This is a genomic window from Candidatus Methanoprimaticola sp. MG2 (assembly GCF_047501175.1).
In the GTDB taxonomy this organism is placed as follows: Archaea; Thermoplasmatota; Thermoplasmata; order Methanomassiliicoccales; family Methanomethylophilaceae; genus Methanoprimaticola.
The window spans coordinates 1-9,116 of sequence record NZ_JBEQWH010000020.1 but is presented as its reverse complement, the minus strand read 5'-3'; the positions used below and the strand labels follow the sequence as shown (position 1 = coordinate 9,116).

Annotated in this window: 13 protein-coding genes; 1 reads left to right on the top strand and 12 read right to left on the bottom strand. The window is 54.9% G+C overall.

What is annotated here, in order from left to right; translation table 11 throughout:
- The 11 genes from V5D86_RS09500 to V5D86_RS09450 form a co-directional block, all read right to left on the bottom strand.
- The coding region (locus tag V5D86_RS09500) for a hypothetical protein (protein ID WP_414596448.1) at window positions 1-239 on the bottom strand (239 nt) is incomplete at its 3' end.
- 16 nt (window positions 240-255) lie between these two features.
- Window positions 256-795, bottom strand: coding sequence for a hypothetical protein (locus V5D86_RS09495; protein WP_414596447.1), 540 nt, complete (start codon window positions 793-795; stop codon window positions 256-258).
- Complete coding sequence (locus tag V5D86_RS09490; protein WP_414596446.1) at window positions 792-1,445, bottom strand: hypothetical protein; 654 nt, start codon at window positions 1,443-1,445, stop codon at window positions 792-794. Before V5D86_RS09490 ends, V5D86_RS09495 begins: the two co-directional genes overlap by 4 nt.
- Window positions 1,423-2,160 (bottom strand): hypothetical protein, encoded by a 738-nt coding sequence (locus tag V5D86_RS09485; protein ID WP_414596445.1) that lies wholly within the window; start codon window positions 2,158-2,160, stop codon window positions 1,423-1,425. Before V5D86_RS09485 ends, V5D86_RS09490 begins: the two co-directional genes overlap by 23 nt.
- A gap of 108 nt (window positions 2,161-2,268) precedes the next feature.
- Window positions 2,269-2,472 carry a hypothetical protein gene (locus V5D86_RS09480; RefSeq protein ID WP_414596444.1) on the bottom strand — a complete coding sequence of 68 codons (204 nt, stop codon included), beginning with the start codon at window positions 2,470-2,472 and terminating at the stop codon, window positions 2,269-2,271.
- A complete protein-coding gene (locus V5D86_RS09475) occupies window positions 2,469-2,777 on the bottom strand; it encodes a hypothetical protein (RefSeq protein WP_414596443.1) in 309 nt (102 codons plus the stop codon). The genes V5D86_RS09480 and V5D86_RS09475 overlap by 4 nt, the downstream gene beginning before the upstream one ends.
- Entirely contained in the window at window positions 2,774-3,022 is a 249-nt protein-coding gene (locus tag V5D86_RS09470; RefSeq protein WP_414596442.1) for a hypothetical protein, read from the bottom strand. Before V5D86_RS09470 ends, V5D86_RS09475 begins: the two co-directional genes overlap by 4 nt.
- Entirely contained in the window at window positions 3,022-3,993 is a 972-nt protein-coding gene (locus V5D86_RS09465; RefSeq protein ID WP_414596441.1) for a hypothetical protein, read from the bottom strand. The genes V5D86_RS09470 and V5D86_RS09465 overlap by 1 nt, the downstream gene beginning before the upstream one ends.
- Window positions 3,990-4,886, bottom strand: a complete 897-nt coding sequence (locus V5D86_RS09460; protein ID WP_414596440.1) for an InlB B-repeat-containing protein — start codon at window positions 4,884-4,886, stop codon at window positions 3,990-3,992. Before V5D86_RS09460 ends, V5D86_RS09465 begins: the two co-directional genes overlap by 4 nt.
- Before the next feature lie 452 nt (window positions 4,887-5,338).
- Window positions 5,339-5,695 (bottom strand): hypothetical protein, encoded by a 357-nt coding sequence (locus tag V5D86_RS09455; protein ID WP_414596439.1) that lies wholly within the window; start codon window positions 5,693-5,695, stop codon window positions 5,339-5,341.
- A gap of 96 nt (window positions 5,696-5,791) precedes the next feature.
- Window positions 5,792-7,909 carry a putative Ig domain-containing protein gene (locus tag V5D86_RS09450; protein ID WP_414596438.1) on the bottom strand — a complete coding sequence of 706 codons (2,118 nt, stop codon included), beginning with the start codon at window positions 7,907-7,909 and terminating at the stop codon, window positions 5,792-5,794.
- 31 nt (window positions 7,910-7,940) lie between these two features.
- On the opposite strand from V5D86_RS09450, the gene V5D86_RS09445 reads away from it, so the two are divergent.
- Window positions 7,941-8,138: a hypothetical protein gene (locus V5D86_RS09445; protein WP_414596437.1), complete on the top strand. Its 198-nt coding sequence runs from the start codon at window positions 7,941-7,943 to the stop codon at window positions 8,136-8,138.
- A gap of 316 nt (window positions 8,139-8,454) precedes the next feature.
- Here V5D86_RS09445 and V5D86_RS09440 read toward each other — a convergent pair whose 3' ends face one another.
- Window positions 8,455-8,979, bottom strand: a complete 525-nt coding sequence (locus V5D86_RS09440) for a hypothetical protein (protein ID WP_414596436.1) — start codon at window positions 8,977-8,979, stop codon at window positions 8,455-8,457.
- Window positions 8,980-9,116: the final 137 nt, after the last annotated feature.

Genomic DNA, 9,116 nt, shown 5'->3' with positions numbered 1-9,116 from the left:
CTCCTTCCGAGTATGATCTTGGAAAGGGATTGGTAACTAGCACTTATGGCAGGATACTTTGAAGACTCCACCTTGGAGCGCAGGACGAAGCGCGTGATCGGATGGGTCATCAGTGCATTGGCCACGGCATGGCGCTCGAGGATCGGCAATGCGTCTATCATCTCCTGTGCCCTGCCGAGGGCCCCTATCATCCTGCCGTCCCTGTCGGTATCGAAATCTTCCAGTCTTCTTGTCGTCATCACGATCACTGCCTTGTCATGGATCTCCGGAAAGGGTTTGGAAAGGGTTTGCCCCGGGCTGACGCCCGGGTAAGCCGACACTTGCTCCGGGGGCGCCCGGCTGCCCCCATCGCTGCGTGTCGGTTGGACCCCCTGGCCCGGTCTCCGCAGGCCGTTCGGCCTCTGCTCCGCCGGGCCCCGCGTCTACGGACGCGGACGGGGGGTTACGAGGGATGGAGGGTGGTAGGTGGTCCCCCGGAGTCCCGGGGTCGACGGGGAGAGACTGCCGGAGATCCACGAAGGACACGGGAACGTCGACATCGAGGATGTGAGAGAGGCGGTCCGCGTACGTGGCACCGGATGATGACATCGCGGAGGTCATGCCGCTGCGGATCCTCGACGACGAGATGCGTCTCATGATCGGGGTGTCGGATATGCCGTTGAGCTCCAGGAATGTGAGAAATCTGTGGATCTCGGGATCATCTGAGAGGACCACCTCCGGAGGGAGACGGTATCTCTTGGCGAGGCGGAACGCCTCTGCACGGTCGATCTCCTGGTCTGTCAATACGATGGTCATGTCCGGGACCTCCTCCTGTCGGGGATGGAGACATGGGCGTTACGGAGGAAATGGGCGCACTCGTCGTTCCACCACGGGACGAGAGGCCATGCGGTGACCTCCGAATAGCGAGGGGAGAACACCATCGAGGCGATGGGGATCTCGGGATGCTCGAGGGCGAACCTGCGGATCATGATATTGGCCATGTTCTGGTTCTCCCGGAACTCCTCCCTCTCGAATCCCAGGTCCTCGTCGAACATCAGCTTGTGGAGCTCGATGAAGTTCTGACTCCTGAAAAGGGAGATGTCCGCATCCGAGAAGTTCTGGATCGTGAACACGACGACGATGTCCTTGTGGGAGATGATGCCCAGCCATCTGGGAAGCTCCGCGTTCTGTCCCGATCCGCGGGAATGGAAGATCCTGCCGAGGTCCTCTATCAGGACCACCGAACCGGGAGGGATATCGTCCACGTCATGGACGAGCGTATAACCGGGGAACATCGTGAGGTCCACATCAGCGGTCTCGAACAGGTAGTGCGGTCTCGAGACGAAGTTGGGGACCATGTTCACTATCGTATGAGCTAAAGCGGACTTGCCTTGCTTGCCGGAGGCACAGATGCCGATGATGCCGTGCCTCATGGTCTCGAGCTCATTCAGCAACCTGCTCCCCATCGTCCTCACCTCCGGATTCCGGCTCCCTGCGCTCCCTCAGGGGATCTAAACCGTTCAGGTACGAGTCGAGGTCGAGGCCGTCGAGCTTGAGGACATCGGAGATCTCGTCAGCGAGATAGCGGTTGGACCTTGCTGCGAGCTCCGTGGCGATGACCGTGGGCCTGCGACGGAGGTAGAGATTCTCGATGCTGAGCCTCTCGTAATCGGATTCACGCATCTGCAGGTCCGCCAAGGTGAAAGCTGCCTGCTCGATGGGGACCTCGTGAGGCCAGGCCGTCTCGATGACGCCGTTCTCGAGGTCCACCTTGCGGGCGAGGCGGAAACCATCCCCGGTCCTCCACGAGAACGTGAGGTTGTTCCCTCCGGATATCGCGAGCTCGGTGAGCAGGGGCACGGGTATGCGGTAGATCTCCCCGCGGAAGCTCTCGAAGTCCAGGACGAGATAGTCCACGGTGGGGACGCGGAAGAAGACCTTGGTGACGTAACGGCCTATGAGAAAGAACAGGACGAACGCCGCCGCGAAGATCTTGATCTGGTCGGAGTATTTCGCGACAAATGATCCGATATCGTCCCTGAACAATGCACCGACGATCACCAGGACGATGATGGACACAAAGATCAGGATCGGCCATCTCGCCGAGTACACCATGTCGGCCCACGTGCGTCCCACTGGAGCGGTGTCCTCGAAGGGCCGGGGATCGTCCTCGGAGTACATGCTCGACCTCGTACGACATCTTCCTGCGGTAGTAGCGGTATGCCAGATAGAATCCAGCGATGGCACCGATCATGGCCGCCAGTCCAGTCGCGACGGAGAGCTCCATCCTCAGACCCCCTTGATCTTTACACTGGACTTCCCCGCGAAGGGCAGTCCGGAATAGAACATCATCCCTCCGACGAACGCCAGGATGGATGAGATGCCCACATACCCGAAGGTCTCGGAGACATCGAGGAAAGATGCGATCGCAGGACCCATCCATGCCGAGGCCGTGAGGAGTGTGATCCCCGAGATCATCCTGAACAGTCTCACGGTCTCACCCTCTTGCAGTCACAGGAGGAGACCTCCTTGATGACACCTGAAGACGCGTATGCTATCCATATGGACACGAGCACCAGGAAAATGGAGATACCGAGCAGGATGCCGTTGGCCGCGATGAACTCCGCAGCAGTCATGTCCGGGATGTAGGTCAGTATGATATCGGAGAGCGAGGAGCTCCCGTCCCCGAACGTCAGCGCGGCGAGCGAGTTGCCGGTGAAAGCATAGGCTATGAAGTCGAGGATGAACAGGATGTTCAACACCGCGCTCAGGGTCCCGAGCCAGAAGTTCCAGTTCATGTCCTGCCTCCCTTCCTCTGCGGAGTGGCGATGATATAACCGGCAAGGAGGATCAGACCAATCACGACCATGGAGGGCCAAGCGCCCTCGATGAACTCCGTCAGGGACATCTGCCCGTTCAACAGGTTCACGTAGTACTCCATCTGGGAGACGGAATCCGCGATGTCCTGGGACGTGTTCCAGTCCAGATACAGATAGACGACGGAGCCTATCGCGCTCAGGGCACCGACGACAAGGGGCAGCATCAGATACCACCCACCTTACGGGACCTGACTATGAACGCGGCACCGAAGACGATCACGAAGAACAGGATCATCACATAGGGATCGCTCAGGAGATCCAACGTATCCTGAAGGAGATCGGGAAGCTCGAGCTCGTCGGGAACCACGGGGACCCATACGGCATACAGGGTAGCAGTATAGACGGTCCTGCCGTCGACGACCTTGGAGGTGACACTGGCATTGTTGATGTTCATCGGATACTCGTCACCGACATCGGATGCGGACGAGCCGGATGTCTGCGACCATCCCCCAAACATGTATCCCTCACGGGATATGCCGAGGTCCTTCACGGGGAAACGGTACTCCTCGGTCCCGACGGGGAGGACCTGCCGAAGTACCTTGTTATGGAATCCGCCTTCGAAACCATAATCGAGGTTGAGGATGAACGTCACATACTCGTCGGGGACTATGACACCGCCATCCCAAGACACGTTCACTTCAAATTGAAGGAGGAACGTCTTTGTCTCCGAATGATTGTTACGATCACAGGTGAAATAGATCCAATATTTGCCATGGGTGTCCTCTGCGACCTGCTGAAGAGCAGGCATTATGGTAAGGACCATAGAGTCACTAAATGGCATATCCGCTTTATCGACCGTCGAGATCTTGATCCATGAAGGAAGGACCTTATCGGTGATCTCGAAACCGATCTCATCAGGAGAGGATATCGATGAGACATCCATGATCTGCACAAGGTCCAACATAGCATCCGGATTGTCAACGCCGGGAGCATCATCAGTGGTCCATTCCATGATGAATTCCGGATCACTGGCCTTGAAACTCAGATCGTTCGTTATATTGATGACATGATCCGCCGCAGGAGGATCCCTGTACTCGGGATCGACCCATTCCGCAGAAGCATCGTCGGACATGACAACGATAGATGCCGACGACAGGATGATGATAGAGATGATGGCGAAAAGACGGGAATTCATGCGGACACCCCCTGGATGGTGTAAGTACCGTCATCGGCATAGACGATGGTCGGAAGTTTGATGCAGTCCTGGGACGGCGAAGTCGTCCATACGAGGACAGGTTCATTCTCCTCCCACACAGCGTACAACGTGGTCGTGCCGTTGTAAGAAACAGATATGGAATTGCCACCGACATAGGATGCAACCGTGGCCGAGGAGCTGGTGGACCATCCTAGGAACGTATATCCGTCACGGACCGGGGCGGTGGAGGAGACGGTGAAGGAATGGGAGGATGTGGACGACCCGGTATAGGTCTGTGTCGTCGGAGCCCCACTGCCTCCGTTGGCATTGTACTGAAGCTTACAGGTGTACGTGATCTTCTCCCACACGGCATACAGCGTGACATCATCGTATGTGACGGAGATCGAATCGCCACCGTGATAGGATGCCGTCGTAGCAGTGGAGGACTTGGACCATCCAAGGAAGTTGTATCCGGACCTGGTGGGCTCAGTGGAGGAGACAGTGAAACTAAGGATCGATGACGTACTCGAGGAGGTCTTAGTCTGTGTGGACGGTTCCCCGCTCCCGCCGTTCGCGTCATAATACAGATTATAGTTGTAGGACGGGTTGCTGACGGTGATCGTCTTGGTCTTCGTAACACCGGAACCATCTGCAGCAATAGCCTTGATGACAGCGGTCCCTACAGCGACCCCCTTTATGACACATCTTCCGCCAGTCGTGGTATCCGATGTGCTGGTAATCGAGACACAGGAACTTCCAGATTGGATAGACCAGGTGACATGACGGTCATCCGCGGATGTCGGGGATGTAGTCGCCGTAAGAGTAAGGGTAGAACCCTTTGTAACGGTGCTAGATCCAGAGATCGTAATAGATGTAACAGGCTCAGGATCCAAAGCTTCAAAATACAAATATGTAGCGAAAACCTGAGTCTGTGAAGAATTCATTTTTGCAGATTCATGCTTACCAGGAAAACTAGAAATGAAATCATAAAAATTGGTAGCATTACCTGAGATCTTAAAAGGAGAATATGTGAACTCTCCCGATGTCCTAGAAGATCCGTATGTAACTGTGATGTCATAAGAACTCAAAAAACTCTCAAGACCAGATCTATTATCATTCAAAACATTTCCAACTGCAATGTTTGTAAATGTATCATTTGGATGAAATTTAACAGTATAAAACGTACTGGCAGAATTCAAAGATACACCCAAATCCGGAAACGTTCCCTTGGAAACTGAGACTGTCGCTTCAGATTCCTCCGACTCGAATGCGATGGCGGAACCCATCGCGCAGACGGAAAGAATGACGACGGACAGCACAGCGAAGATCCTGAGTCTCGAATCCATCAGCGCCTCCCTCCCTTGTTCTTGGTGGACCTGGAGAATCCGGAGGAGGATCTCTTCGTAGGCTTGGACTCCGGGATATTGTTGACGACCTGGACATCGGTCTTCTCGGGAAGGAGAATCTTGACCGCGACATAGACGACCATCCCGCCGATGATAAGGAACGCGAAGGTCTCGACGTTGTTCTCGGAGAGACCGGTGGCATCCGAGATGGAGGAAATGGCAGACCCCCAGGCATGGTATATCGTGTACCCGATGCCGCCTGCGGCACCGACCTTCAGCCAACTGCTGAGCTTGGTCGTCGAGAGCCACTTGGATATCGACGAGGACACGTTGGCCAGGCGAGCGGAAAGGCTCATGGTGATCTTGCCGCCCTGAGAACCTGCCTTGAAAATGGAAAGCCAGCCCATGGTATCGATAATGGGAGGGGGCCGGTGGCCCCCTCGTTTGGACGTTCAGCGACCTCCGACCCTCTTGGAACCCTTCACGGAGTTCTTGGAGGACCTCTTGACGAGCATCACGATGGCGATGAGCACGAGAACGGCGATCAGAATATAGACGATGATGGACCAGTCGAACGCATCATCGACATCGACGGTGATCTTGCCGCTCACCTCGGAAGATCCGAGGGAGTTGATTCCTGTGCACTTGTAGGTGTAGGTCCCGTTCTCCTTGTAGGTGTGAAGGACCGAGAATCCCTCGGCGGTCTCGCCGTCCCCGAAGTCCCAGACGACCCTCTCGGCATTCTCCCCGGTCCAGGTGAACCTGAAGGTGCGGGTACCGGTCTCGGTGATCGCCGCGTTCTCATTGGACTCCCCCTCGGCGGAGACGTCCATGAACAGGGAGAACCTCATGACACCGGGGGTGTACGTCCCATCGTCCGCGTAATCGTACACGGGCTGGACAACACATGCCGCAGTCGGGATGGAGGTCCACTCGATGACCGGCTCGACAGTGATGGTGACGGTCTGCGTGGCCTCCTGCTTCTCAGGGGACACAGCCTTCAGGATATACGTGACGGTCATGGCATCGGTATACTTGGTAGGGACCTGTCCGGTGACCTTCCCTTCAGCCACGGCGAGCCAATCCGTGATGCCGTCCCCGCTTATGGTCCAGGTAACACCTGCGACATTGGCCGCAGGAGTATACGAGTAAGACTGCCCTACCTTGAAGAGATCGGCAGGTGCGGTAGAGGTGATCTGCAGAACAGGCTCACCGACGATCACCTTCACTTTCACAGTGGCAGTCTGAGCAGGTCCGTCGATCGCGGCTCCGAGAACGGTTATGTCAAAGGTCCCGCGCTCGGTGGGAGTTCCGGAAAGGACCCCGTTGGAGAACGTGACCCCTGCAGGAAGGGTACCGGAAGTGGACCAGGTGACGGCGACATTGGAGGTCACCGTGATCGCGGCCATCTCGGAGCCCTGATGGACAGTGGTGGTGAGCGCGGAAGCGGTCAGCTTCGCGACAGAGAACACTGTGATCGTGACGGTCTGATTGATGGTCTGTCCCTTGGGCGACGTGGCCTTGATGACGATCTGGCTGTCGGTCACCGTATCGACCGAGGGGGCGGTACCGGAGACAACACCTGCAGACGTGACCGTAAGCCAATCCGCACCGGAGACCTTGGAATAGGTGGTGCCGGTGATGTTGGTCGCCGCATTATAGGTGAACTTGGCACCGGTGATCGCCTCCACCGCATCAGGCGCGGTGTAGTCGATATCCTCCTCGGTACCGGTGGTGGCATCGAGGGTCGTCATCCTGAGACCGAGGAAAGAAGCGATCTGCTGAACAGGATTGCCGTTCTCGTCGTACTCGTAGACGGGAGTGACGACACAGGAGGCAGTGGGCTTGCTGGTGAACTCGAGAGTAGGCTCGATGCTGATGGAAACGCTCTGGGTGACGTTCTGTCCTCCGGTCGTGGTGGCCTTGACGGAGAACGTCTCGGTAGCGTTCGCATCGTACGTGGCGGGAACGGACCCGACTACCTTCCCGGAACTGATGGCGAGCCAATCGGGAGCTCCGACGAGCGACCATGTCACATCCTGATTGGCAACAAGGGTGTAGGAGTAGGACTGTCCGACCTTGAAGATCCCTGTAGGAGGCTCGGAGGTGATCTGCAGATCGGCCTCCGAGATGTTGAAGGACAGATTGATCGTGGCCGTCTGAGAGGGGCCCTCGAGAGAGATGCATGAGAACACGACGGTCGAGGATCCGACGGATGTCGGGGTCCCGGTGATCGTGATCGCCTTGTCACCGGACTTGGAATAGCTCACCCCATCAGGAAGCTCCCCGGACTTGACGGAGAACGTACCATTGAGATTAGAAGAAACTGTGACAGTCGAAATCGTCTCTCCAACGGTTCCGGAGACATTGGATGAAGTGGTCGTAAGCTTAGCAACGGGGAACACGGTGAACGTGACCGTCTGTGTGAGAGTCTGTCCTCCAGGACTAGTAGCCTTGATACCGAATGTATATTCAGTCTCAACAGTGACCGAAGGTGCGGTCCCAGTAAGCTTTCCTGCAGATGTTACGGTAAGCCATGAAGCGTTCCCTCCATCCTTAGAAAAGGTCACACCATCCGTATTCGTAGTGGCCTGATACGATATGGAGGATCCAGAGATCGCATCGACAGCAGCAGGAGATGTGAAATCCATATCTATTTCAGAAAGAGGTACAAGATCCAACCAAGTAAGGAACGTCTCAGTCATAGATGCATTCGAAGTAGAAGACCTTATTTCATTTGTAAATGGAAGAATATCCAAGAAATCATTTGCATTACCTGAAATCATAAAAGGTGAATAGGTAAATTCCCCAGATGTTTTAGAAGCTCCATATGTAACTGTGATGTTGTATGGATTCAACTGATCTTCGATAGTCGATTTACGATCATTCAATACGTTTCCAACTGCAACTTTTGTAAAAACATCACCTGGATGAAATCCAATGACGTAGTACGTACTAGATGAATTAACAGAAACTTCCAAATCAGGAATTGTCTCCTGCGAGACAGAAACTGCAGCATCCGATTCCTCGGAGATGATGGCCACCCCACAGATCCCTGCGGCGATGACCGCGAAGACTGCGAGAGAGGCGAACAATGCGTTATTTTTCATAAGAATCAGTCCATCAAATAATTACAAATTGCATCCTTCTCAACTGCCGAGATTCCAGAAGCTCTCTCGACATAGCTTATCATGGCATCGCGTTGTTCCTCGGAAAAATCGTAAAAGGACTTCTTTCCGGAACGCAGAGCCTCAAGATTGATTGAAGGATCCTTCGAATTCAGAGAATGTGTTCTCTCCAGTTCCTCAAGTCTTTCCAATTCTGGATTCCACCACGGAGGTCTGACAGAGGATCTCTGAGATTTCGATTGATTTCTAGCCTTCTTATCGTCATTACGGTTCGAAGACTTGACAGGAGAATTCACACGCCCCTTCCTGTCAAAGGATTTCTTCTTAAGGACAACATATTGAGAATCACTCTTGTCCCTGAAGAAATGCGGATTATTCCTGACAACCATTTCGCAGGCCCGAATGAAGGCCGGAGAACCTGTCTTACGAAGGGTCTTCATGGCCTTGCGACGACCTGCAGCACCCCCTTTGTTGGAAGCCAGGAAATGATATGCCTGCTGATACAAGCTCATCTTACCTGTGCTATTGCCACTCATAAGCAACTCCTGTCCGATCCTCAGAACAAGAAGGACTGGACGGATTGCCTGTCATTGTACCCGGCAGGCAGGGTCGGTCTCTTGACATCCGCTCCGGGATGTCCGATGACAAG

Excerpts from the sequence above, each read along its gene's own strand:
- V5D86_RS09465 (WP_414596441.1), bottom strand. The coding sequence starts at position 3,993 with ATGAATTCCCGTCTTTTCGCCATCATCTCTATCATCATCCTGTCGTCG.
- V5D86_RS09485 (WP_414596445.1), bottom strand. The coding sequence starts at position 2,160 with ATGTACTCCGAGGACGATCCCCGGCCCTTCGAGGACACCGCTCCAGTG.
- V5D86_RS09490 (WP_414596446.1), bottom strand. The coding sequence starts at position 1,445 with ATGGGGAGCAGGTTGCTGAATGAGCTCGAGACCATGAGGCACGGCATC.
- V5D86_RS09475 (WP_414596443.1), bottom strand. The coding sequence starts at position 2,777 with ATGAACTGGAACTTCTGGCTCGGGACCCTGAGCGCGGTGTTGAACATC.
- V5D86_RS09455 (WP_414596439.1), bottom strand. The coding sequence starts at position 5,695 with ATGAGCCTTTCCGCTCGCCTGGCCAACGTGTCCTCGTCGATATCCAAG.
- V5D86_RS09495 (WP_414596447.1), bottom strand. The coding sequence starts at position 795 with ATGACCATCGTATTGACAGACCAGGAGATCGACCGTGCAGAGGCGTTC.
- V5D86_RS09440 (WP_414596436.1), bottom strand. The coding sequence starts at position 8,979 with ATGAGCTTGTATCAGCAGGCATATCATTTCCTGGCTTCCAACAAAGGG.
- V5D86_RS09470 (WP_414596442.1), bottom strand. The coding sequence starts at position 3,022 with ATGCTGCCCCTTGTCGTCGGTGCCCTGAGCGCGATAGGCTCCGTCGTC.
- V5D86_RS09445 (WP_414596437.1), top strand. The coding sequence starts at position 7,941 with ATGGAGGATCCAGAGATCGCATCGACAGCAGCAGGAGATGTGAAATCC.